This is a genomic window from Ligilactobacillus ubinensis, assembly GCF_024160875.1.
In the GTDB taxonomy this organism is placed as follows: Bacteria; Bacillota; Bacilli; order Lactobacillales; family Lactobacillaceae; genus Ligilactobacillus; species Ligilactobacillus ubinensis.
Genome location: NZ_JAIULA010000031.1, coordinates 1 through 22,965, shown reverse-complemented (window position 1 = coordinate 22,965; position 22,965 = coordinate 1). Strand labels below are relative to the sequence as shown.

Sequence of the window (22,965 nt, the reverse complement as noted above, 5' to 3'; positions counted from 1 at the left end):
AAAAATAAAGATCGCAATTACAAAAAGCAGCGAAACAGGCTCTCTAAAAATTTACCCACACAAAGTTGACACTATCTAGAAACAGTTATAAATAACAATATAAGCGTAAAAATGTTAATATAAATGACAGGTGTAAATAAATATTTTTATTTTAATTAATTATATAAATAACCTACGTAAGAAAAGTATAGTAGACAATATAGTTGCTTTCTAAGCGTAAAGTGAATTTAGTTGAATATATAATAGCATAAAATTAAATAGTACTTCACTATACACAAAACTTATATATGAATCTTATTTCGGAATTGTTTTTAAAAAGCTAAATTACTCTTATTATAGGTTATAATCATTAATTCTGTCGGGTGATATCGCTCGAATTAAATGCTTTTTGTTTTGTTTTTAAATAGAAATTTTTTAATCTTAATTAGCGATATTAAGGTATTATAATATGTACTCATAGGAATAGTAAATGTTTATTCAAAATCAAAAAATCCCAATAATTATATAGGTAATTTTAAAGTTATTCACTGTATAATTGTTACATTAAAGAAAAAAACTCCTCTCAATTCTTTAGTTGAGAGAAGGCTTAGAGCTTTTAAATTATTCAGTTTTAAAAAAAACTAACTATTAAATGGTTTTAGTTGATTGAATAGTTAAATCTAGTTTTTAATCACTTGTTCTTCCTTTTGGAGTTGGTGATCATACATACGTACGAATGGAATTGCTACCACTAAGTCAATGATAAACAGAATTATCCAAAGAACAATATTTTTCCAATCCATAGAAGATATAAATACTTGAATAATGCCAGGGGTTGTCCAAGGAGCATATATATAAAACTTACCAAGTATTCCAAGAGAAGTTAGTAAATAGGCTGCTGTTAGATTAATAATTATGCAAATAGTTCCGGGTATATAGAAATACGGATTTAAAACGGTAGGAATTCCAAAAACCAAAGGTTCATTTATATTAAATATTGTTCCTGGAGGAGCTAGTTTACTCAATGAATGTAATCTTGCAGATTTTGCAAATAAAATCATAGCAAGTAAAAATGCAGGATAAATAATCCAACCGCCCCATACCGTATAAAAACTTCCTGCGAATATATGGGTCATTGCATGCCCGCTTTGATATTGCTTTAAATTTAATGCAATGTTAAGAGTGGTAATTGGTGTAACAATTGAGCCAATCATGTTATCGCCATGAATGCCAAAAAACCATAATGTTTGAGCAATAATAGCTAATAATAGAATTACAGGTAATGTGTCACTTACATTAGTAAATGGCTTGAATAATAAATATATAATACCAACTAAATAGGATTTGGTGTATTTAATAGAAATAGCATTTAATATGACGAATAAAATAGTTGAAGTAATCATTGGTGTTAAGACTTCAAAAGGTGCTGCAACGCCTTCAGGAACTGATGAAGGTAGCTTTATTACTAATTTATTTTTTATAAAAAATCTATTAATTTCAATGACAACAATAGCAATAACCATTGCTCCAAACATTCCTTGAGCACTTAAATCGGTTTGAGGAAGATATTCTACTGATTTAATAGTAGTTGTAGGTGAGGCAACAATAAAAAATATATATAGAACACTAATAAGATTAGTTATCATGTTCATTTTATAGCGTTTAGTCAAATAATATGTGATAGCAACTAATACATATGGAGCTAAAAGACCGATCGTTAAATCATAAGGGATTGTTAAAATATTTGAGTTTGCAGTTGCCCAACTTTGCCAGCTAAGCAAGAAACTGTAAAAAAAATTTGTAGCTTTCAAACCTGTTGGTACAGGTGGTGAAGCCAGCAAAACAGAGAAGCCACCAATAATTGTTAAAGGAATAATTGAAGTCATTCCATCGCGAATAGCAGCTAAATATTTTTGGTTGCCAATTTTAACAGCGATAGGGGTTACTTTTTCTTGAATCAAATTAGTAAGTCTAGTATTGCTCTCTGACATTAGAAATCCTCCTTTAGTAAGTTGATATTAGATTAAGTATTTAAATCAATCATATTGTAAACGTTTTAGAAACAAATTTCAACATTTTTTTTTTTTGAAATTTTTTTCTTAATGTGATAATCTATTATATAGAAAGATTATTATAATTTTTTATGGGAACTATTTTTGAGGAGTAAAAATATGGATATTATTAAAAAAATAGAATTATATCATGCTAATATGACTAAGGCAGAATATGTAGTTGCTGATAAAATTTTAGTTAATTTACATCCCTTAGCTAATGAACCAATAAAAAAAGCAGCCGAATTATATAACACATCACCAGCAACCTTAATTAGACTTTCTAAACGATTAGGGTTTTCTGGGTATAGTGAATTATCATTTCAAATAAAAGGTTATATAACTGAACATAAAAAAGAAGAGAAAAAAATAAGTAAGTCGGTATTTCTTGATGGATTGATATCAACATTTTCTGAATCCTTAAAAGAAATAGTTACTTTTGATGTAGAAAAAGAAATTGATAAGCTAATTGATTCTATGCGTAATGCTGAACGTATAATTGCAGTTGGTTTAGGACATTCAGGACTCGCTGCGGAGCATTTAATGTACTTGATGCTTACCCATGAAATACTTGTAGATTCAATTACTGATAAGATTATCATTAATAAATTGCCACTGCTATTAAAGAAAGGAGATCTTGTGATAATATTTTCTGCATCAGCAGATGCTGATAATTATAAATATATTTTTGAAAGAGCATCTAAAAGTGATGTTACATTTGCTTTAGTTACGATGAACGTAGAAGCTGAAATTTTAAAAAACGCTGATATTACTTTATATCTTCCTTTAGTACACGGATTCAATGAAAATGGAACTGGAATTCAGTATATTGATTCTAGGCCAATGTTCTATATTTTGATAAGTTGTATAGATCGGCGATATAATAATAGATTTCCAATCATAAATTAAAAACAGAACTTATAAATAATATATATAAGGAGGATGAAATATGAAAATAGAATCAATTATTAGTAACATAAAAGCATATCATCAAGGAATACTATGGGGGAAGATTATTGACCCTGAAACTACTCGTGATCAAATTCTTTTTGGAAATACAGAACAAGAGTGTACAGGGATTATTACTACATGTTGGGCTTCTATTGATGTTATAAAAAAAACTATTAAATTGGGAGCTAATCTAATTATTTGTCATGAGGCTTTATTTTGGAATCATGGCGATTATACAGATTGGTTAAATAGGACGCAGAATGAAACTTATTTAGAGAAAAGTAAATTATTAAAAGAATCAAATATTGTGATTTGGAGAAATCATGATTATGTACATTCAGGAATACCGATGCAAAATGGAAATTATATGGATGGTATTTTTTATGGCTTTGCTAAAGAATTGAAATGGGAAAATTATATTATATCAGATAATGATGCGCTAATAGCATTTAATTTGCCTAAAGAAGTTACGACAGCTGAAGTTGCAAATTTATTGATAAGAAAATTTAATTTGAATGGAGCTAAAATTATTGGATCTTTAGATAGTAAGGTGAAAAAAATTGCAGTTCCAAATCATATTTTGTCGGATGCCAAGTTACAAATTACAAAAGCGGAGAAAGACAATTATGACTTATTCTTAACACTTGAACTAATTGACTTTACTTTAAGTGAATATATTTTTGATACAAGCAAACTAGATAGAAATAAATCTATTATAGCAATTGGTCATTTTAACATGGAAGAGGCGGGAATGAGATATATGACTACTTACATTCTTGATGCAGCTAAAACTAAAGTACCAGTAAAATTTATACAGTCTGGAGATATGTATCAATATGTAGCTAAATAGTTTCTTTTAATTAGTGAAGGAATCATCATAATAGGTAATTATTTATATAGGTGTAATGTTTTGTAATATTACGTCATGGATTAAGACTATTATAGCTAGTTAAAATAGAGGTATTAGATAGATGCATTGTCCTGTTATTTTCATTAAAACCCAAAAGGATTACAAAATACTAATTTGAAAAGAGATAATTCTTGTGGGAAAAACAAACTAAAGTAACTTTAAAATTGTGATATACTGAAGTTTTAGCGGAATAGAAGTGTTCATAGGAATATCTTACAATGCTCGTTTTAATACTTGCGTTGTAAGATATTTCTATGTTTTTTATCTAAGTATTCGTGGATCTGAGTCAGGTTTTTGGACACCTTTTGGTAGAATTGTTGAAACAATTAATTACGAATTCAAAGAAACATAATAGTTTCGACTGAAATTTAGGCAGTAAATTGTCGTTGTTCAAACATATTCGGTGCCAAACAATTTAAACTACTATGAATGCGATGATTGTTGTGAAAGGCTTCGATGTACTGAAATAGCGTTATTTTTGCGCTTTCAAAATTTTTATAAGTGTGTAAATAGATCTCCTCTTTTTTCAAGAATGTATGAAATGACTCAATGGTTCCGTTGTCATAAGGACAGCCTTTTCGGCTGTAAGAATGTTTGATTCCAAGCTGTTTAAGGGATTAATTAAACGTATTGCTATCCATAGTTGAATGAAGAATCAAATTTTCCTTAGATATTTTCTGAGTTTCACAAGTTACCTTTAAAATTTATAGGCATAAATCTACAGTCGTGTTTTTTGAAAAACAGTGGACAATGCTTTTTTAAAATATCGTTCTTACCTTCGAGCTGAGCTAATCGCTTTTGTAAGTCTAAGACATCTGCTTTGGTTTGCCCAGCGGCATCATCATTTGTGTAAAGTTTTGTCCGGTTATAAATTGTTGCATTTGACAGACCATATTCGCTTTTTAGTTCGGTAACTAAAGTTCTGTTGTTATATAAGTCGACGATTGTCTTTTTTAAATCAACGGTATATTTCTTTTTTTCATAAGTGGTATATTTTAAAACTCTACCAGATCATGTCTATAAACTCATACTAGCATCATCGATTTAGATACAGAATTCGTTAACTGTATCTTGGCTTTTTTAATGTTGTTTGGTATAATCAAATTCTTTCTTTATTTAGAAAAATCTAATTAATAAAAGTTATAGACATTTTGTAAGCATATATATATTATATATACATGTGATGAAAAAGAAGATTTAAAAGCAAGCTAAATAACGAAATGATAGATTTCAAATTTAACAATTTAATTTTTGTTAAAAATATACTGCCCAACTAAATTATGACGGACTGTACAATGTTTTTATGTTAATAGTAAGACTTGATATCAAGAGAAGTGTTTTAGTGTTGCGTGACATTTCTAATAAAATTAATTATTAATCAAATAAACTGACAGAAGCATAAAGGTGGCTTGGAAAACTGGTATTTTTAAAAGAGGTAATAGTAAGCAGAATGAAAAAAATAAATGAATTTTTTAATGATATAGACTTTGAACCCAATGAGCTGTTAAAAAAATATGTTAACACGACTAAGAATGGTAAAAAAATAGGTGATTATGAAATTTCAGAACACTATTTGACAGATGAAAGCAATGAAGAATGTAGTTTTTTTGAATATATTGAACTATGTATTGAAAAAGGCTGGAGTAACAATCTTAATGAATTTGAAGCGATTAAATTAGCCGTTGATAAAGCTATTGAAAACGGCAATTTGCGAAGGGAAAATGAAAAAAAGATAATGTCTAAAAAGCAAAAGGTTAAAGAGCAAACACAAAAAATTGATACACAATTTGAAATAGCAATTAAGAACCAACCGGAGTATTCGAATATATTTAGCTTTGTTAAAGATGATATGCTTGAATCTTTACACAAACAAGATGGAGATTTTTTAACATCTAACGGAGATTTTTTTGATGTGGGTTACGTTTTTAGTAATCTTATGAATGATGTGTTTGAAAATATATTTGCATATATCATTCTTGAATTAAGAAATCACTACGATTATAGTATTGATGATTTAAAAAAATATGATAACTATATTTCTAGACGTGAGAATTTGTCTGAAGAAGAGGAAGTTGATTTAGAAGAATTCGCTGAAGATTTGTTTTTAGTTGAGGGGGAATACAACATGAGAAAAACAATCAATTGGCAAAATATGAATCTAAATATTCCAAGAAAACAAGAATGGAATAGAGCATTAAAAATAATCGAAAAAAACAATCCTTTAGCAAAATGGAAAGATAACAAGAAATTAACGGATCTAAGTGTAGCAGCTAATTGGGATAGCTATGAAGATGAAACAGTTTTGATAATTGATGATAACATTGTGACATGTAGTTTTATCGAAGATGTTCGATTCAAAACCTATGAGATGTACCAAATTCTTTAAAAACAATAAATAAGATATTTTTCTCTTTAGTTTAATAAAAGCTCTGTATAATCAAGAATCAACATCTGTTGCTTCTTATGCAGTTGTAACCGTTACATTATATGGTATTGATAGAATATTTCTTCTATTGATACCATTTTTTTGACGAATGATTATGAATAACCGCTTTTAAATTATTTTTCAAATACAATTCTTGTGTTATCAGTAGATTAGGGGTATCAGTGTTTTGTTTAAAATTTTTAATAGTTTCTCTTCTTGACAATTAAGTTTATATGAATTATATTTATATAAACTTAATTCATAAAGAATATTTTGGAGGGGAATCTTGGAAAATTTAAAATCAAAAACTTCTTTATTGGCAATGTGTTTGGGGATTTTTGTAGTTATGTTAGATACGACAATTATGAATATTGCACTGCCAGAAATTCAAACTAGTTTAAATACATCGTTAACTGCTGTATCATGGGCTTTAAATGCCTATACAATTATTTTTGCTGCAACCTGTATTCCATTGGGGAAATTAGCTAATATTTATGGAAAGAAAGCTTTTTATATTGGTGCATTACTATTATTTGCACTTGGTTCAGTATGTAGTGGTTTAAGCCAAAATGTGGCTTTACTAATTTGCGGTCGAATTCTTCAAAGCTTTGGTGCAGCTGTACTTTTTCCTTTAAGCATGGATTTAGCTATCTCGACTCAACCTGACCGATTTAAAAGAAAAGCAACTCTTTTTGTAGGAATTACTCAGGGATCTGCGTCTGCTTTTGGGCCCACATTGGGAGGGCTGATCACTCAATATATGGGATGGCGATGGATCTTTTTAATTAATGCACCTGTTGTGATTATTGCTTTGATACTTAGTGTTTATGCACTGCCTAATCATTTACCACTTGAAAAAAGTAAGATTGATTGGCTAGGATCAGGACTAACTGTGGTTACTCTTTTCTCATTGACGATGGCACTTATTCAACTGCGTTATTGGGGATTTAGTTGGCCAATTTATAGTTTGTTAGCAATTTTTATTGTTGCAGTCACTTTGTTTATTATCCGGGAACATCATGTTGAGGTTCCAATGATTGACTTTAAATTATTTAAAAATACTAATTTCGATCTTGCATCAACGGCAACCTTATTTGGACAGTTATTGTTGGTTGGTTTTATGGTGATTATGCCAACTTTCTTAACTAACATGTTTGGAAAAACAGCTTTTGAATCAGCTTTGCTTGTTACTCCGACCACTGCAATGATTTTTGTTTTATCACCAATGGCGGGTTTGCTTGTTAGACGTCTCAATCCTAAGAAACTATTAGCACTTGGCTTTTTTACTAATCAGTCTTGGGTATTTAGGATTATCAACTTTAACTACGTCCATAAATTATCCTCTTTATGTTGGATATAGTTTTTTAGTTGGGGCCGGTTATGGTGTTATTGTTGGGCCTATTAGTGTTCTATCAACTGTTGGTTTCAAAGGAAGTCAACTGACTGCTTCACAGAGTGTTATAGGGGTTTTGAGACAGTTGGGGACCGTTTTGGCTGTTGCATTGTTCGTTAGTGGATTAAACTTTAATATTGCAAATGCTAAAAAAAATTCATTAGCTTATGCTCGTAATCAAATAGAACAGATAAGCATTTCTAAAGCGGAAAAGAAACATATTGTTAAAAAAATAAAAACGAATTTGAACCATCATCAGACCAAAGAAGCTCATCAAAATATTAGTAATAATTTGATGAGCAAAAAGGATTCACTTGTTAATCAGCAATATTTACAGGATAAAGGAATAAGTTCCGCAACATTACCACCTCAAATTAGTGAGAAGATTAGACAAAGTATTACTAAAAAGGTTAATCATTTATTAACACAATTATCTAACACACTAGTGCAGATTCAGCAACGTATTAAGAAAGAGTATGTTCAGGCGTTTACTAAATTATATTTGTATGCAGCACCATTTGCTCTAGTAATTGCGGTAATCTTTTTCTTTATTCCAGTTAAACCAATATCTTTAAGGAGGCCAAATAATGAGAAGTAGTGATATTATTCTAGGCATTTTGCTAGAGAAGCCTGCTACAGGTTATGAAATAAAAGAAAAATTTACAACTAGTCTTTCCAATTTTTATAACGCTTCTTTCGGGAGCATTTATCCAATTTTGCATAAATTAACTAAAGAAGAAAAGGTGGTCTTTGAGACTATAACCCAAAGTGGAAAACCTAACAAGAAAGTATATTCCATTACTCAAAAGGGAAAAATTGCTTTTCAGCAATACTTACGGCAACCAGTTGAAGATAAAAAAACAAAATGGGATTTTATGGCACATCTGTTTTATAGTAAATATCTAACTATAGAAGAACGTTTGGAATTAATTGATTCAGAAATAGCAACACAAAAAAGTGAAGTTCAAATTTTAACAGCTTTACGAGAAAAATTAGCAGTACAAAAAATCGACCGCTATCAGTTTTTTTGTTTGGACTTAGGAATTAAGCAGAAACAGTTAGTTGTTACAGAACTACAAGGATTAAAAGACAATATAATTGCTGAAAAACAATAATGTAAAGTAAATAAAAGTTTTTTAATGGATATTACTTATGATATTGTAACTTCATAATGGTTATGGTGTTAGAATTTATGGCATGAGAAATGTAGTCCAAAAAATTTTTAAAACCGGTTTAGTTGATAAAGCTTACGTATTAGATATGTCAACTGGCTACTTCGGAAATCTTGGCTTTTCAATGCCTGATGAGTGGGCTTTTGATCAATTTGCGGAAATCTAAATTAGCGATTTTGCGATTGATAAAGTTGCGCTAACCATATTGTAAGTTGTATCAGACATTGTAGCGTTTGTTGCATAGAAAACTGGAGAAGTACTTTCAAAAAATTGCTCTAGCTAAATTAACGAAAAGCATTACTATTTTTTCAAAAATGCTTAAAGCAATGATTCCAGTTCAAATGGATAAGTAAAGCTAAAGTGATATTACAAAAGAAACTACTAGGCAAAGACCAACGATATTTAAGACTTCACAAAAAAGAAGAGGACCAAGGTTATTTTTACAAGCTGTGATGTGCTATTGATATTAGAAGCGCTATACGTTGGTGGTTTTGTGATTGATAATGTTGCACACAGCAAGATCTTAGAACTAGAGCTCACAAGAACTTTAGGCAAATAAGATTACAAAGGTCGTTAAAAAAGGACGGCCTTTGTGTTGTGATCAATCAGCAGGTTCATTTGACTACACCGATATATAATAATAAATTCCGTATAATTAGTGCCTTCATTCATGTATAATAAAATATGCAAGAAGTTTTAAGGGCGTTGGCTGTCTTTTTCCTTAATGAGGTGATATCTATGGGGACATGGAGGAATCTTTCGAAAGGTTTCACAGTTAATGAGTGTCTTTCAGACGCTGTCGCTAATGATTGCCTTTGGCATGTTAGTGGCTGTCTTGTCCGACAAAAAGGATAAATAAAAAAGCCGCCCCACATAACTTTGACCGGTTATGGGACGACTATGATGTAGTCTAACGTAACTTGCCACCGCCTTTAAAGCGGCTTGCTTAGGAAGTCTTGTTGCTAGCAAGGCTTCTTTTTCTATCTGTAGTATAGCACAATTTTGTGCAAATAAAAATCTAAAACTCACACAAAAAAGCTTCATCCTTGATTAAGCAGTGTGAAGCGCAATTCTTTGGTAGTCAGAACGTCATTTTACTATGTTTATCTAAATATGCTTACTCTTCAAGTTTACAAATTTCCCTAGACATTGTAGCGCTTGTCGCAGAAAAAACTGGCAATGTACTTTTTAAATAGTTACAATAGGAAACTCGCATACGTAATAATAAATAAATCATATAATTTATGGCTTCATTCATATATAATAAAACATGCAAGAAGTTTTAAGGGCGTTGGCTGTCTTTTTCCTTAATGAGGTGATATCTATGGAAACATGGAAGAATCTTTCGAAAGGGTTCGCAGTTAATGAGTGTTTTTCAGACGATTGCCTTTGGCATGTTAGTGGCTGTCTTGTCCGACAAAAAGGACAAATAAAAAAGCTGTCCTGTATAACTTTGGACAGTTACAGGGCGACTTAGCATCGTTTTATAACTAAGGTCACCGCCTTTAAAGCGGCCTGCTTAGGAAGTCTTGTTGCTAGCAAGGCTTCTTTTTCTACCTGTAGTATAGCACAATTTTGTGCAAATAAAAATCTAAAACTCACACAAAAAAGCTTCATCCTTGATTAAGCAGTGTGAAATGCAATTCTTTGGTAGTCAGAATGTCAGTTTACCATAATTATCTAAATATGCTTACTCTTCAAACCTAAAAATTTCCCAAGTGGGTTACTAAGAGTTGATTTTTGCTAGATGAAATACATTGTAATTAGAAAAATTAAGTTTTATTTCAGCTAAAATAGTAAAACAAAAATTCTATTCATTTAAATAAATAAGAACGTTTATGCTTATTTTACAGTAAAATTTATTTACCGCTATTTGCTTTTTAGTTACATTAAGAAAACTAGAGGGCTTTTTTAGAATTTAGACCGTTTTTTCATTTCTTGAATTGTTCTTTTGAGCCCATTCTGTAGCAAGCAGTGACCAACAATTTTCATCATGGAAACCATCAAGCAACAGTTCTTTTGCCCGAAGTGATCCATCAAAGTGGAAACCAGCATTTTTAGCAACATTATTGCTGCGAGTGTTTTCAATAGCGGCATGGATTTCAACTTTATGTACTTGATAGTCTTCAAAAGCAATAGCGCAGATTCCAGTAACAGCTCGATGCATAATTCCATTGCCAACATATTGTGAACCTAACCAATAACCGATATCTGTGATATGGCCTGATTCAGTGAACTTGTTTAAGCTAATCATACCAACTGGGATACCGTGATATAAGATGACTGTGTTTAAGGAAGTAGAAGTGCCAAAATTTTGTAAAGTACTAGTTAAAAATTGTTCTTCGTCGTCAACTGTTTTAATGCTTGGTGCCCATGGAAGCCAAGCGCCTAAATCTTGGCTGTTTTCTTTAATAATTTCAAAAAGAGTTTGCGAATCAATTTTGGGTCTAGGCAAGGCTAAGCTAACTTCAGTGTCAATTTGATAGGTAAACATAATATGTACACTCCAATCGGGATAAGTTATCGCTATTATACAACATATTGCTGAGTATGGAATTAATTATTTATAGGAGTGACTTTGATTGCTAAAGTGAAAAAGCGCGTAAGTGTTAAATAGTAATCTAAAACATATACAATATATGTACTTTGTGGCACTATGATCATGATGTGAGAATTATGTTATATGCTGAAAAAAGAAAGTTTCTATCTCTGTCAGAATAAATTCAAAAGATAAAAACAAGCTATTGAAATATTCGATGCTTTAGGACTGAATCTTGCAACTGCCATTAATATTTTTATTAAAAAGAGCGTAAAATAACTATTTTTTTATTACAACAGTACTCAAAACCATAATCTGAATTCTTTAGGTGTGTAATTTGTGTATTGTTTAAATAATTTGCAAAAATGACTTTGATTACTGAAATGAAGAAGTTCAGAGCTGATAGAATAAGTAAAATCGGTGTTTGTTAGCAGATATTGAGCTTCCGTTATTTTTTCATTAATAATATAAGTTTGTAAGAAAATGCCTGTCGTTTTTTGTCTTGAATTATCAAATTAAATGCAACACTTTACTAAAAAACCTCATACGGTGTTCGCCAATCCAAACATTTTTTGGAGCGAAAATTTAATTTGTTGACTATTTCCTGAATTTCATCGTTTGTCTTGTTATCTAGGCTTTGTCCTTTAGGCGAGTATTCACGTAAGCGTCCATTGATATTTTTATTTGACCCATGTTGCCATGGTGCATGTGTATCAGGAAAATAAAAAGGAATATAAAACAAATCTGTCACCTGAACATGTTTTGGAAATTCTTTGCCTCAATCTGGTGTAATAGTTTTAAGATTGCTTTTACCAATTTTTTCAAGCGCTGTCATCAACTCGGTTGTTACTGGTTCTGAACTTTTTTGTTGCTTTATTAGCAATTAAAAATCGTGATTTACGATCAACAAAAGGTGACTAAACAAGATTGTCCTATTTTACCTGTCACGGTATCAGCTTCCCAATGACAAAGTTCAGCCTTTTTATTGGCAGCTTCAGGACGCTCATGAATAGTGTTAGTGATTGGAATTTTACCTTGTTTTTCGACATAACTTTTATTATGACGAGTGTTATCTCGATGACGTAATTTACGAATAGCGCCACGATACCCTTGACTTAGGCCTTGTTTATCAAATGGGTCTGCATAAACTCCACGATAAATGTTGATAAACCTTATGATTGTTTCGCCTGTTTCAAGCAATAATCGTTGTGCAATTTCTTCTGGCAACCATTGACAATCTAGGAACAGATGTTTAATTTGTTTAAAACAAGGATGGATCTTCAATAAGCCTTGTTTTATGTCTACACCTACTTTTGGAAAATTTATAATCATTCTGTGTTTTATCAGGTGAATATTTTCCGATATTTTTATTCTTATGCCGTTTAATTTTCGAGCTATTTCACGGATAGTTTTACTTTGAACAAGACTCTCTAATATAATTTCACGGTGATTTATAGTAAGACGTTGATAGTGACTCATAATAGAAGTTCTCCCTTTTTTAAGTTATAGACAAACTTAAAAAGGGAGAATTTTCAGTGTGAGTCCCTTATTTTGCTTTGGAGTTACACTTAAAGTGTAAAATAATTATACAAACATATAAAACTAAAAATTATTAGATCGTAAAGATGATCTTGCTAATAAGACAGTGTCTCCAACGGATACAGGACTATATGAATATTTTGCGAAAATGTCCTCAATTTTTGAGTCGGAATTTATATTTAAAGTTTCCTTTTTTTTATGTAAAGAATTAGGTGATGTAGTTATATATTCTCTGTGCGATGATGCTTTAGTAAGAGTTGTAAGTCGCGATGTTTTTTGAAAAATTTGTTGTATTTTCATTCTATATTTAAATCTTCTTATGCTCATTATTTTTTCATTAGTTTCTGGATTTATTATATAACTGTAATTGGGATCAACTATGTCAAAATAATCATCCTGTTTTATCCCACAGTCATATCCGCCGATAATTAATATATCTGTTTTTGATAGTATATTTGAAATTATAAATTCTTTTTCCATTATTATATCTCCGTTTTATTGAATTGCACAGATTATTAAACGAGGCAAATTAAGTATACAGTTCCGCAAATTAATCTGTATACAATAAAAATGAAAGGTTAATTAATATGACGTATATCCAAAAGCTAAAGTGGAAAAACTTAACTTTAAGAGTATGTGTTTCATATATATTACCTAGTTTTTAAATTTTATTGTGATTTTGTTAGTGTATAGCTATATTGAGAATATCTAAGTAAACCCAATCTTTAAATTATTATAATAGTAAATAATTAGTAATTAGGTGTGGAATTTTTATGTTTTTAAAGAGAGAGATTATCAAGTAGCAGTTGCAAATAATAATTAAATTTATAATAGCATAATTTCACCGCAAATAGAACAACAACCCTGAGTAAGGGATATTTTATATCAAAATCTTAAATATAGAAATATTTATTATATAATATAGTTGAAATAAGTATTATCGAAAAACCTATTTTTTATATGATTTTTGGAGATTGGATAAAAACGGAGTTTAGCAGTTTGCTCAAGAAAATCTGAAGTGGAATTAATAGGATTAAGTGTTTGAAAAATATAAAGATGAGTTTGGAAAGGATAAAAATGTTTGTTGATGTAATCTATAAGGGCAAGAAAATGTTAATAGACAGGGTAGAGTTGTAAAAAATAAATAGAAAGAAATATTAAACAACAGCAAGATTCCCTTACTCAAATTAATGAAAAGATTGAGATTGTAAGGGAGAAAATGAATAAAAGTGGTGTTGAAACAATTACAGATGTTGTAGTAACGGTGTTTTAGTTTAAAATTCAAAAGAATTTGGAATAGACGAGTATAATCAAACAAATATCATGCTTTTTTTCGTATATTGCCAGTGTTTTTTATTGGAGTTGATATGACTACCATTATATATTCGCTACAGATAGCAGAATATATAAAGAAAGTGTTACGATTATCAATCGCAATCGTTTGGAGTGGAAAATTTCTATAGTATGATGATTTGGAGTACCTATTTATATTTATTTAATGGTGTTTAATGTATCGATGGTTATCTGATGCAATTGGAAAGACCGAAGAATACATTGATACAGCAGTTAGCTAAAAAACTAAGCATATTGTCAGTATGAGTCTTTATGATGAAAAAATACAGTAGCCAGCTCTTGAATTAAAGAGTTAGTTACTGTATTTTTATAAGTCAGCAGTTATAAGAGTAAAAATATATTTAAACTAGTGGCCCTTATGTTTCGCTAGTTTTTTAGCTTGGCGTAAAGAAAACTGTTGTGCTTGCTTGGCTTGTTTACTAAGTTGAAGATGCCGCTGATGGGCAACTTTGTTACTTTCGCGCTGCTTTTGCAAAGCTCTTTGGGCTTTGGTACCCAACTGATGGGCAATAGCTTTTCGGGCTAAACGTTGACGTCGCTTGGGATTGATTCTAGTAGGTGCTAATGCCAAAGAACTATCTGCTTGGCGAAAAAAATGAATTTTTGCCCAAGAAGTATTCACTAAATGATAAATATCGCGCGTTTTAGGTTCAGCCGGACCTAGATTAAGTTGTCCAACTTCATAAACGGAATCAAAAGAACGCTCAAAAATAGCTTTGTAAAATGGTGGTTCAAATACAATAGTCAATGAACTTTTAATGGTATCCATTAGACTACCTCCTTAAAGTTAATTAAGAAAGAAGGACAACCAAGGAGGCAGGTTACTGATAGCTATCTGCTATGTCCGGACTACCAACCGAACTGTGTTTTTACTTTCCACTCCTATTCTAACGCAAATACTTAGTGCTGACAATTAGCTATAAAGTATACCAAACTAAGCTTTCATAGGGGCGGAGGTGTAACTCTTGCGGTAATTCATCTAAATTATTAGGGTAATTACTCAACAAAGTTTTGCCTTTTTGTTCTGTACACTTAGTTGGAAGCTTAACAGTTGTGTCAGTACCATAGAAGTTGTTAAAGACAAAGACTTTTTCGCTTGAATCGGTGAGGCAGCGGGCATATGCAAAAACAGTCCGATTGTCTTCCAGCAAGGGGATAAAATGGCCCTGTGAAATGAGTCGGTATTTTTTTCTAAGCGCAATTAGTTTTTGGTAATAGGTAAAGATTTCACCATGTGCTAGTTCGGCATTAACATTAATTTCGGCTTGATTAGTTGGTCGTAACCAAGGGGTACTGTTAGTGAATCCGGCCGTTGTCGAGGCATCCCAGCGCATAGGAACACGCGAGTTATCACGAGATTTACCTTTGATTAAGTTAAAAGCTGCTTGCGGTGTTCTTCCTTGCTGCAATAGTTCTTTATAAGCATTCAAGGATTCGACATCAACATAATCAGAAATTGACTTGTAATCGGGATTAATCATGCCGAGTTCTTCACCTTGATAGATAAAAGGCGTACCGCGTAGACAATGAAGTGCGGTAGCTAGCATCTGCGCTGATTTTATTCGATATTTACCGGTATCGCCAAAGCGACTTAAAGCCCAAGGTTGGTCGTGATTATTCCAAAAAAGGGCATTCCAACCATTACCACGATCCATGTGTAATTGCCAGGATGTCAGTAGTGATTTTAACTTCATGAAATCAAAGGGCATGTTAGACCACTTTTGACCGTTTTTATAGTCCACTTTTAGATGATGAAAGGTAAAAACCATTGATAGTTCATGTTCTTGCGGTCGTGTGTATTCAATAGAGTTTGCAATGCTAGTGGATGACATTTCACCAACTGTAATAATCGCTTTATCTTGACCAAAACTATTTTGGTTTAGTTCTTTAAGATACTGATGAACGACCGGAGTATCAGTGTACAAAGCTTTTTCTTGAGTTGGATTAAGTGAATCAATTAGTTCATGATCTTTGCCAATAACGTTGATAACATCAAATCGAAAGCCTTGAACGCCTTTTTCACGCCAAAAGTTCACAATCTTACTAGCTTCAGCGCGAACATCAGGATTATGCCAATCTAGGTCAGCTTGAGTGGGGTCGTATAAATGCAGATAATATAGCTCACTTTGACCAAAACGACTCCAAGCAGGCCCGCCAAATTTAGATTGCCAGTTGTTCGGTAGACTGCCATCAGCTTTAGTAGGTCGCAGATAAAAATAACGTTGATATTTTTTATCACCAGCAAGTGCTTTTTGAAACCATTCGTGTTGGGTGGAACAGTGGTTAAGCACCATATCTAACATCACACCAACATTGATTTTTTTAAGTTCGGCAACTAATTGTTCAAAATCAGCCATTGTACCAAAACGTTCATCAATCTGATAGTAATCAGCAATATCATAGCCATTATCATTTTGTGGTGAAACAAAGAAAGGGTTAAACCAAATCATATCTACATTTAATTTAGCAATATAAGGTATCTTTGCAATGATGCCTTGTAAATCGCCTAAACCATCGCCATCACTATCATAAAATGATTTTGGATAAATTTGATAGATAACTTTTTCGCCTAAATTAGTCATAATATCCTCCTAATAGCTATATTTTACGTCGGCGGGCAAAGTCGTTAAAACTAAACTCGTCAGGATTATGGTATGAAGCGGTAATTTGAAAAAGGGAGGTATCTTCTAAATATGTTTTACTAAAAACTAAAACAGCGCGTTTGTCATGGTCAAGGTGTAAAGTTTGCGCGATATAATCATCGACCTTACGAACGGTTATTTCTTTAGTGGCATAGGAGATTTTTATTCCTAGCTCATCTTCTAGATAAGCATAAATTGAATTTTCAGCAGCGGCTAGTGGTAACGACTTTACCGGCGGATTTAGGAGATAGTCTCGATCTAAAACAGCAGGTTCACCATCAATCAAACGTAGTCTTTCCAAATAGAAAACTTTTTTTGCAGGAATTTCTTCAATAGAAAGATTAGCAGGCAATTTATCTAATTCTTCTAGATGCAAAACTTTAGTTTCAGCATCCATTCCCAAAGCTTGATTAAGTTCTTTGAAACTAGTAATGCCAGAAACGGGAAAGGAGTATCTTTGGATATCCAAAACAAGCGAGCCTTTGCCTTTAATCTTTTGAATCAAGCCAAGATCCATCAGATCACCTAAGGCTTTGCGAACGGTGTTTCGAGCAGCACCATACAATTCTGAAAGTTGATTTTCACTAGGTAAGTATTCCCCTGGACTATATACTTTATGTTTAATTTTGAGCGCAATATCACGGGTGATGATTTCTTGTTTGCTATTTTCCATATTAAAACACATCCTCCTAATGCCTTTTTATATTATTATATTATTTGATGTGCGCACAAGCAATAGATATTATAATAAAAAACACTAATATTTAAGTAAATAAAATGTTTACAATACTATTGACACTTGTGCGCACAAGTTGTAATATAATTTTGAAAGGAAAACGCTTTAAAAAAATGGAGGTAAAACTAATGGCAAAAAAAGATTATACCCAATTAGCGGACGCCGTTATTAAAGACGTTGGTGGAAAAGACAATATAAGAAATGTCATTCACTGTATTACGCGGCTTCGCTTTTATCTAAAAGATGAGAGTAAAGCAAATGATGATGCTCTGCGAGAAAATAGCGGTGTGTTAGATGTTATCCATGCGTCAGGTCAATATCAGGTCATTATTGGTAATGAAGTAGCCAATGTTTTTGATGCAGTTAGCAAACAACTTGGCGCAGATTTTAGCGATGATCAACAAGATACAACAGACAATAATAATGATCAGCGCAATCCAATAACACGTGGGTTTGAAAATCTAATTGGTTTTATTACGGGGGCAATGAGCCCTGTTATAGGTGTAATTGCAGCATCTGGGATTATTAAAGGTATTTTGGCATTATTAACATTACCACAACTCGGTTCATTATTAAGTTCAACAAGTGTTCTTTATATTACAATAAGTGCAATTGCAGATTCTGCTTTTTATTTTCTACCTATATTAGTTGGTTATGCAGCCGCTAAGAGATTAAACAGTGATCCAATAGTTGCAGCCGTTATTGGCGGGGTGTTAGCTTATCCATCTATAGTTAACTATGGAAAAACTTTTAAATTGATGTTTGAGATTGGTGGCTTTAAATTCCAATTCTTGAACTATACGTACTCGATTTTTCCAATGATTTTAGCTGCTTATATGGCTAAAAAACTAAGTGAATGGTTAAAAGAACATCTACCAAGTTATTTACAGATGATTTTTAATCCTTTAATTACAGTAATGATTGTTTCTGCAATTACACTTGTAATTACAGGCCCTATTATTCAAGGCTTTGCCAATGGAATTGCTGATGTTATCAACTGGTTGGTTAATGCTTCGGGTTGGTTTGGCGGTTTTATTATTGGTGGATTCTACCAAGTTTTGGTTATTTTCGGTTTGCATTGGGGTGTTGTTCCACTGGTTGCCCAACAAATTACGGGTAGTGGACAAAGTGCGTTAAATGCGATTATCTGTTCAACAATGGTTTCACAAGGGGCAGCCGTTTTAGCAGTTGCTATCAAGTCGCATAAAGATAACATCAAAGAAGTAGGTTTTGCAGCCGCAATTTCAGCCTTTTGTGGAGTAACAGAGCCCGCAATTTACGGGGTTAACTTACGCTATCGTAAGGTCTTTATTTCTGGCTTAATGGGTTCAGCTGTCGGTGGTTTAATTACTGGCTTGATGCACGGCACAATGTATGGTTTTACAGGTTCATTAATTGGTTTTTCTTCATTCTTCAATCCAAAACATCCAACTGGCTTAAACAGTTTCTATGCGTTCTTATTCGCTAGTGCAGCAGCGCTTGTAGTCTCATTTGTTGCAACTTGGTTCTGGGGTTATAACGATAACATGGAAATAGGCAAGAAAGTTGAGAAAAAGCAACGCCCAGGTTCAAAGATTACGACCCAAACAGGGACTAAAGAAACTTTGAGCGTTCCAGTTGAAGGCGAAGTTATTCCATTATCAAAAGTAAATGATCAGGTATTTTCTGCAGGCACTATGGGGGAAGGCTTTGCAGTTGAACCAACTAAGGGAATATTGCGGGCACCTGTTGATGCAGAAGTAACGGTTGCATATGAAACAGGTCATGCAATTGGCCTAACGACTATGGCAGGTGCAGAAGTTCTCTTGCATATTGGTTTGGATACAGTAATGATGAAAGGTAAAGGCTTTGATGTCAAAGTCAAACAAGAACAGTTTGTTAAACGAGGGGATGTTCTAGTTGAGTTTGATATTGATGCAATTAAAAAAGCTGGCTACGATCCAACGGTAATTGTAGTAATTACAGATCCACATGGTGTGGATGTAGTGACACCAGCATTAGCGTAAAAAAAGTGATTGAATAGTTAGAAATTAAGTGTCAGAGGATAACTTTGGCACTTTTTTTGGTGTCTTAAAATTTGAATTCAAGATCTTTAGCTGTAATCATTCGAAAATCTGCGTTTTTTTTGCTAATAAATATATAATAGAAAAAATAAAAATAGAGGTTTACAAAAAACAGTTTCATTTCGTTACTATTAATGTAAGGGCGCTGCTTACAACAAAAAATCAAACGAGGTGTTTATGATGGAAAAAGCATGGAAGAAAAAATCACTCAAAGTGGAAATGCAAAACGAAAAGGGCGATGTTGTTAATCGAACTTTCAACAATATTGTTAAGAGTGCCAGTGATGAGAATATTATTGCGTTTAGTGATGTAGTTGGACAACTAACTGGCGAAACGGTTAAACTGACAGCTGTTACTGACGTTAACGAGCTTGCTAAATAATTAATAGGGGGAAAAGTTGATGAAAACATTAGATTTAAAGTTCACTTCACCAGAAAAAGATTTGCGCCACTTGAAGTTAGAAAATATTATTACCGAATTAGATGAAGCAACATTGAAAAGTTTGATGGAACAGATCATTACGTTGAATCTCTTTTATAATGCTAAAACAGGGACAGCATTATATGCAACGGCTGTTTCAGCTTCATATATCACAACGCAAGAACAAGTTGTTTATGCGGCTAAGTAAATTTAACTAAAAAGCGTTCGAATAAAAACGAAGCTCGGTGCATAACAAGTTAATTGCTGTGTATCGAGCTTGTTTTTTTTAAGAAGGTATGTAAGGGGGGTGAACTCAAACTATGCTGAATAAATTTCGAAGAGTAATTCATGGACTGCTAAGTGTCTATTGTGGTTTAGCAAGCTTCAATATGGGAAGCCGTGGTTTATGGTTAGCTATCTTTGTTTGGAGTGTAGCGGCTATGAGCCTGGAATTGTTGATTCATGAAGGGGTGAAATATCATCAAGAAGAAACTAAAACTTGAGCTTGGACTTAATCTGACACAAGTACTACGAGGAATGTGGCCAGCTTGTGTCGTGGTGTTATTTATGCTAGTGATGTTATTTAGTGCTATTATCTGTGCAGGTAGAATGCTCTATCCAGTTCCAATGACATTGTGGCTGTTTAGTCTAAGTTGGATATTAGTTCTAGTCTTAACGCTACTGTTTATTGTTTTATTGGGAATACTGACTTATCTTAGATATAAAGATGAATAGCACAAAAAGGAGTTTGGAAAAAAATTTCCAGACCCCTTTTTTATCTCCGCATATTTGGAAATGAAATATGTGCTAAAAACAGTTAATTGTGGTTAAACAGTTTGTAAGGCAGTTTGTAGTCAAGATTGTAAACCAGTTCATAAATCAGTTTGTAACCTAATTTGTAAACCAGATAATTATATCCAGTCTTCGTCATTAATACTTTCTAACAACTGTGTTTATTGTGCCATAACATAGGCAGTAACGCTTGATTACAATATGTGATTGAAGTTTTAAGTTCAGTTAATCATGTAATTTCTTGGCTTTTGCACTAATACTTTTTTGCCATTTATAGACAGCGGTGCGACTGACTTGTAAGTGCTGGGAAATTTCAGTAATGCTATAGTCTTTGCGATAACGCAAGTCGAGGTAACGTCGTTCGCGCCAAGAACAGAGTTTAAGCAACTGGTTTAACTTATCACTAGTAAAATAATGTTCTTCAAGATTAAGGGGATCAATGATTGTTTCAAGAAGGTTATTAAGCTTACCGGTCCGTTGTTGATGTAGCGATTCACGGCGGAGAATATCAAGTAAACCCCAGCGAATCTTTTGATATGCAAAAAGTAGTAAGGCATGTTCATCTATTCTTTCATGGGTTTGGACATAGTTTTGGTATGCTTGCACGAATAAGAGGCAACCTTCCATATATAGATCTTCATAATTGTTGTGCTGAGGAGAAATATGGAGTCGTTTGAGGACACCATAAATAACTTTCTCGTGTGAATCATTAAGTAAAAATGAGAAAGCGGCAGTTAGAATGTCTTGTTTCATAAGGAACAACCTTTCTTCAAATTATATTTTAGAGAGATTTGTTCAAAGCTTTAAACATTTACATACTAATTGCGTATTTATATAGTGTGTATCTGTAGAAAAAACGGTTTCAAATGTAGCAATTAACGTTTTTTACGGGAAGGGGGATTAAACGTAGCAAAACAGTCGCAAAAAAAGGTGTAGCACTAAGCAATATAAGAAAAAGTTTTTTAACAGTGATGTTAAATAGGAAGGAAATTATGTATGGGGACGATAATTATAGATTTGACAGAAAAAAATTTGTTGGGGTTAATCCAAAATGGCATGGTTGATTTAGCTGCCAGTATAGATGAAAAGAATACAATGTTTTTGATTAACTGTGCGCATATTCATAAGGAGTATAAAACGATGCTGTACGATAGAATTCGCGGAGTTATTCTAAGCAACAAGTCAACTAGAGTTTTAATCGGGGAATTTTTAAGAAGACGTGCTTTCTGGAATATTATAGTAGCGAGAGCTTGTCAGCGTTTTGTGGATAAAGCAGGAAACTGTGCAATGCCATATGTAGAACCGACAATTAGATTGATTCCGCTAAGTGGTCATACACGTAAATCGACGAGTTGGATCTTTTGTAATGAGGACATTTCGCATACGATTCTATCAGAAGATAGTGTAGGCATTCATTACGCAGGGATAACAAATACCTGTTTTCTGGTTAATAGTAAGGCATATTTTTTTAAACGAATGATGGTGCACACAGAGAAGGTAAGACTGATACAAAAAAAGATGCTAAGTGAAGTAAGTTTTGGAAAAAAAGAATCGGATGTAGAGTACTCGAATACAATATTAGAAGTGATACTAGAGTTAATAATCCGGGGCTATTATGGTGAAACCAAAGAAAACTATCAGGATATCAAGAATTTTCTTAAGCGAAGCAAGGGATATTTAAATTAAAATCAACTCAAAGATAATTGCTACAGAACACACGCAAATAGCATTTAAATTTTCAAAAAAAACTGAGAATTTGAATGCTATTTTTTTAGAAATAAATTTGCTTATATAAAAAGTAATAAAAAATATAAATCAAAAGAAAATAACCATACAAACGAGTTAGCGTAAAGTATTTGTGGGTGGAAATTAAAAAAGACAAAAAAGAGAAATAACTCTCTGTTATAATTGTAATTGCAAAAAGAACAATGAAAGAGAGAGTTATTTCCTAATGAATATTTTACAACAAATGAGCGAAGAAATGTGGACGGATTTTACAA

The 22,965-nt window shown here is 32.4% G+C and carries 21 protein-coding genes and 2 pseudogenes; 13 read left to right on the top strand and 10 right to left on the bottom strand.

What is annotated here, in order from left to right; translation table 11 throughout:
* Positions 1-659: 659 nt before the first annotated feature.
* On the bottom strand, positions 660-1,970 hold the full coding sequence (locus LB941_RS11525; protein ID WP_253362124.1) for a PTS sugar transporter subunit IIC: 1,311 nt from the start codon (positions 1,968-1,970) through the stop codon (positions 660-662).
* 180 nt (positions 1,971-2,150) lie between these two features.
* Between LB941_RS11525 and LB941_RS11520 the strand changes: the two genes are divergently transcribed.
* Together LB941_RS11520 and LB941_RS11515 are read left to right on the top strand one after the other, a co-directional pair.
* Complete coding sequence (locus LB941_RS11520; protein WP_253362123.1) at positions 2,151-2,939, top strand: MurR/RpiR family transcriptional regulator; 789 nt, start codon at positions 2,151-2,153, stop codon at positions 2,937-2,939.
* 40 nt (positions 2,940-2,979) lie between these two features.
* Positions 2,980-3,831, top strand: coding sequence for a Nif3-like dinuclear metal center hexameric protein (locus LB941_RS11515; protein ID WP_253362122.1), 852 nt, complete (start codon positions 2,980-2,982; stop codon positions 3,829-3,831).
* Positions 3,832-4,259: 428 nt separating this feature from the next.
* Here the strand turns inward: LB941_RS11515 and LB941_RS12630 are convergent, their stop codons facing one another.
* Positions 4,260-4,490 (bottom strand): integrase core domain-containing protein, encoded by a 231-nt coding sequence (locus tag LB941_RS12630; protein ID WP_425270544.1) that lies wholly within the window; start codon positions 4,488-4,490, stop codon positions 4,260-4,262.
* 851 nt (positions 4,491-5,341) lie between these two features.
* Between LB941_RS12630 and LB941_RS11510 the strand changes: the two genes are divergently transcribed.
* The 6 genes from LB941_RS11510 to LB941_RS12625 all read left to right on the top strand — a co-directional run bounded on the left by LB941_RS11510 (position 5,342) and on the right by LB941_RS12625 (position 9,740).
* Complete coding sequence (locus tag LB941_RS11510) at positions 5,342-6,277, top strand: hypothetical protein (protein WP_253362121.1); 936 nt, start codon at positions 5,342-5,344, stop codon at positions 6,275-6,277.
* Between the two features lie 325 nt (positions 6,278-6,602).
* The gene (locus LB941_RS11505; protein ID WP_253362119.1) at positions 6,603-7,676 is read left to right on the top strand and encodes an MFS transporter; all 1,074 of its coding nucleotides are present in this window, start codon (positions 6,603-6,605) and stop codon (positions 7,674-7,676) included.
* Complete coding sequence (locus tag LB941_RS11500; RefSeq protein ID WP_253362125.1) at positions 7,591-8,307, top strand: MFS transporter; 717 nt, start codon at positions 7,591-7,593, stop codon at positions 8,305-8,307. Before LB941_RS11505 ends, LB941_RS11500 begins: the two co-directional genes overlap by 86 nt.
* On the top strand, positions 8,297-8,824 hold the full coding sequence (locus LB941_RS11495) for a PadR family transcriptional regulator (RefSeq protein WP_253362118.1): 528 nt from the start codon (positions 8,297-8,299) through the stop codon (positions 8,822-8,824). Before LB941_RS11500 ends, LB941_RS11495 begins: the two co-directional genes overlap by 11 nt.
* 82 nt (positions 8,825-8,906) lie before the next feature.
* A complete protein-coding gene (locus tag LB941_RS11490; protein ID WP_253362117.1) occupies positions 8,907-9,047 on the top strand; it encodes a glycoside hydrolase family 25 domain-containing protein in 141 nt (46 codons plus the stop codon).
* A gap of 612 nt (positions 9,048-9,659) precedes the next feature.
* Complete coding sequence (locus tag LB941_RS12625; RefSeq protein WP_425270543.1) at positions 9,660-9,740, top strand: putative holin-like toxin; 81 nt, start codon at positions 9,660-9,662, stop codon at positions 9,738-9,740.
* A 1,059-nt stretch (positions 9,741-10,799) separates the two neighbouring features.
* On the opposite strand, the gene LB941_RS11485 is transcribed toward LB941_RS12625, so the two are convergent.
* From LB941_RS11485 to treR, 7 genes and pseudogenes are all read right to left on the bottom strand, one after another.
* Positions 10,800-11,375, bottom strand: coding sequence for a GNAT family N-acetyltransferase (locus LB941_RS11485; protein ID WP_253362116.1), 576 nt, complete (start codon positions 11,373-11,375; stop codon positions 10,800-10,802).
* 347 nt (positions 11,376-11,722) lie between these two features.
* Positions 11,723-11,908 (bottom strand): annotated as a pseudogene (locus LB941_RS12620) (AraC family transcriptional regulator); the annotation flags it as partial.
* 22 nt (positions 11,909-11,930) lie between these two features.
* Positions 11,931-12,899, bottom strand: a pseudogene (locus LB941_RS12615) (IS30 family transposase).
* Positions 12,900-13,022: 123 nt separating this feature from the next.
* Positions 13,023-13,439, bottom strand: coding sequence for a hypothetical protein (locus LB941_RS11470; protein ID WP_253362113.1), 417 nt, complete (start codon positions 13,437-13,439; stop codon positions 13,023-13,025).
* A 1,219-nt stretch (positions 13,440-14,658) separates the two neighbouring features.
* Positions 14,659-15,081: a YjdF family protein gene (locus tag LB941_RS11465; RefSeq protein WP_253362112.1), complete on the bottom strand. Its 423-nt coding sequence runs from the start codon at positions 15,079-15,081 to the stop codon at positions 14,659-14,661.
* A gap of 148 nt (positions 15,082-15,229) precedes the next feature.
* Positions 15,230-16,894, bottom strand: a complete 1,665-nt coding sequence (treC, locus tag LB941_RS11460; protein WP_253362111.1) for an alpha,alpha-phosphotrehalase — start codon at positions 16,892-16,894, stop codon at positions 15,230-15,232.
* A 16-nt stretch (positions 16,895-16,910) separates the two neighbouring features.
* Positions 16,911-17,627, bottom strand: coding sequence for a trehalose operon repressor (gene treR, locus LB941_RS11455; protein ID WP_253362110.1), 717 nt, complete (start codon positions 17,625-17,627; stop codon positions 16,911-16,913).
* Between the two features lie 191 nt (positions 17,628-17,818).
* On the opposite strand from treR, the gene LB941_RS11450 reads away from it, so the two are divergent.
* The 4 genes from LB941_RS11450 to LB941_RS11435 all read left to right on the top strand — a co-directional run bounded on the left by LB941_RS11450 (position 17,819) and on the right by LB941_RS11435 (position 20,676).
* On the top strand, positions 17,819-19,696 hold the full coding sequence (locus tag LB941_RS11450) for a beta-glucoside-specific PTS transporter subunit IIABC (protein WP_253362109.1): 1,878 nt from the start codon (positions 17,819-17,821) through the stop codon (positions 19,694-19,696).
* A 234-nt stretch (positions 19,697-19,930) separates the two neighbouring features.
* The gene (locus tag LB941_RS11445) at positions 19,931-20,134 is read left to right on the top strand and encodes a DUF1659 domain-containing protein (protein ID WP_253362108.1); all 204 of its coding nucleotides are present in this window, start codon (positions 19,931-19,933) and stop codon (positions 20,132-20,134) included.
* A gap of 19 nt (positions 20,135-20,153) precedes the next feature.
* Positions 20,154-20,381: a DUF2922 domain-containing protein gene (locus LB941_RS11440; protein ID WP_253362107.1), complete on the top strand. Its 228-nt coding sequence runs from the start codon at positions 20,154-20,156 to the stop codon at positions 20,379-20,381.
* Positions 20,382-20,493: 112 nt separating this feature from the next.
* The gene (locus LB941_RS11435) at positions 20,494-20,676 is read left to right on the top strand and encodes a hypothetical protein (protein WP_253362106.1); all 183 of its coding nucleotides are present in this window, start codon (positions 20,494-20,496) and stop codon (positions 20,674-20,676) included.
* Positions 20,677-21,190: 514 nt separating this feature from the next.
* Here the strand turns inward: LB941_RS11435 and LB941_RS11430 are convergent.
* The gene (locus tag LB941_RS11430) at positions 21,191-21,718 is read right to left on the bottom strand and encodes a sigma-70 family RNA polymerase sigma factor (RefSeq protein ID WP_253362105.1); all 528 of its coding nucleotides are present in this window, start codon (positions 21,716-21,718) and stop codon (positions 21,191-21,193) included.
* A gap of 243 nt (positions 21,719-21,961) precedes the next feature.
* Between LB941_RS11430 and LB941_RS11425 the strand changes: the two genes are divergently transcribed.
* The gene (locus LB941_RS11425; protein WP_253362104.1) at positions 21,962-22,651 is read left to right on the top strand and encodes a hypothetical protein; all 690 of its coding nucleotides are present in this window, start codon (positions 21,962-21,964) and stop codon (positions 22,649-22,651) included.
* The last annotated feature ends 314 nt before the right edge of the window (positions 22,652-22,965 follow it).

What these genes read in the sequence shown, in the direction of transcription:
- LB941_RS11525 (WP_253362124.1), bottom strand. Translation starts at nt 1,970, where the DNA reads ATGTCAGAGAGCAATACTAGACTTACTAATTTGATTCAAGAAAAAGTA.
- LB941_RS11520 (WP_253362123.1), top strand. Translation starts at nt 2,151, where the DNA reads ATGGATATTATTAAAAAAATAGAATTATATCATGCTAATATGACTAAG.
- LB941_RS11515 (WP_253362122.1), top strand. Translation starts at nt 2,980, where the DNA reads ATGAAAATAGAATCAATTATTAGTAACATAAAAGCATATCATCAAGGA.
- LB941_RS11510 (WP_253362121.1), top strand. Translation starts at nt 5,342, where the DNA reads ATGAAAAAAATAAATGAATTTTTTAATGATATAGACTTTGAACCCAAT.
- LB941_RS11495 (WP_253362118.1), top strand. Translation starts at nt 8,297, where the DNA reads ATGAGAAGTAGTGATATTATTCTAGGCATTTTGCTAGAGAAGCCTGCT.
- LB941_RS11490 (WP_253362117.1), top strand. Translation starts at nt 8,907, where the DNA reads ATGAGAAATGTAGTCCAAAAAATTTTTAAAACCGGTTTAGTTGATAAA.
- LB941_RS12625 (WP_425270543.1), top strand. Translation starts at nt 9,660, where the DNA reads ATGAGTGTCTTTCAGACGCTGTCGCTAATGATTGCCTTTGGCATGTTA.
- LB941_RS11485 (WP_253362116.1), bottom strand. Translation starts at nt 11,375, where the DNA reads ATGTTTACCTATCAAATTGACACTGAAGTTAGCTTAGCCTTGCCTAGA.
- LB941_RS11470 (WP_253362113.1), bottom strand. Translation starts at nt 13,439, where the DNA reads ATGGAAAAAGAATTTATAATTTCAAATATACTATCAAAAACAGATATA.
- LB941_RS11465 (WP_253362112.1), bottom strand. Translation starts at nt 15,081, where the DNA reads ATGGATACCATTAAAAGTTCATTGACTATTGTATTTGAACCACCATTT.
- treC (WP_253362111.1), bottom strand. Translation starts at nt 16,894, where the DNA reads ATGACTAATTTAGGCGAAAAAGTTATCTATCAAATTTATCCAAAATCA.
- treR (WP_253362110.1), bottom strand. Translation starts at nt 17,627, where the DNA reads ATGGAAAATAGCAAACAAGAAATCATCACCCGTGATATTGCGCTCAAA.
- LB941_RS11450 (WP_253362109.1), top strand. Translation starts at nt 17,819, where the DNA reads ATGGCAAAAAAAGATTATACCCAATTAGCGGACGCCGTTATTAAAGAC.
- LB941_RS11445 (WP_253362108.1), top strand. Translation starts at nt 19,931, where the DNA reads ATGATGGAAAAAGCATGGAAGAAAAAATCACTCAAAGTGGAAATGCAA.
- LB941_RS11440 (WP_253362107.1), top strand. Translation starts at nt 20,154, where the DNA reads ATGAAAACATTAGATTTAAAGTTCACTTCACCAGAAAAAGATTTGCGC.
- LB941_RS11435 (WP_253362106.1), top strand. Translation starts at nt 20,494, where the DNA reads ATGCTGAATAAATTTCGAAGAGTAATTCATGGACTGCTAAGTGTCTAT.
- LB941_RS11430 (WP_253362105.1), bottom strand. Translation starts at nt 21,718, where the DNA reads ATGAAACAAGACATTCTAACTGCCGCTTTCTCATTTTTACTTAATGAT.
- LB941_RS11425 (WP_253362104.1), top strand. Translation starts at nt 21,962, where the DNA reads ATGGGGACGATAATTATAGATTTGACAGAAAAAAATTTGTTGGGGTTA.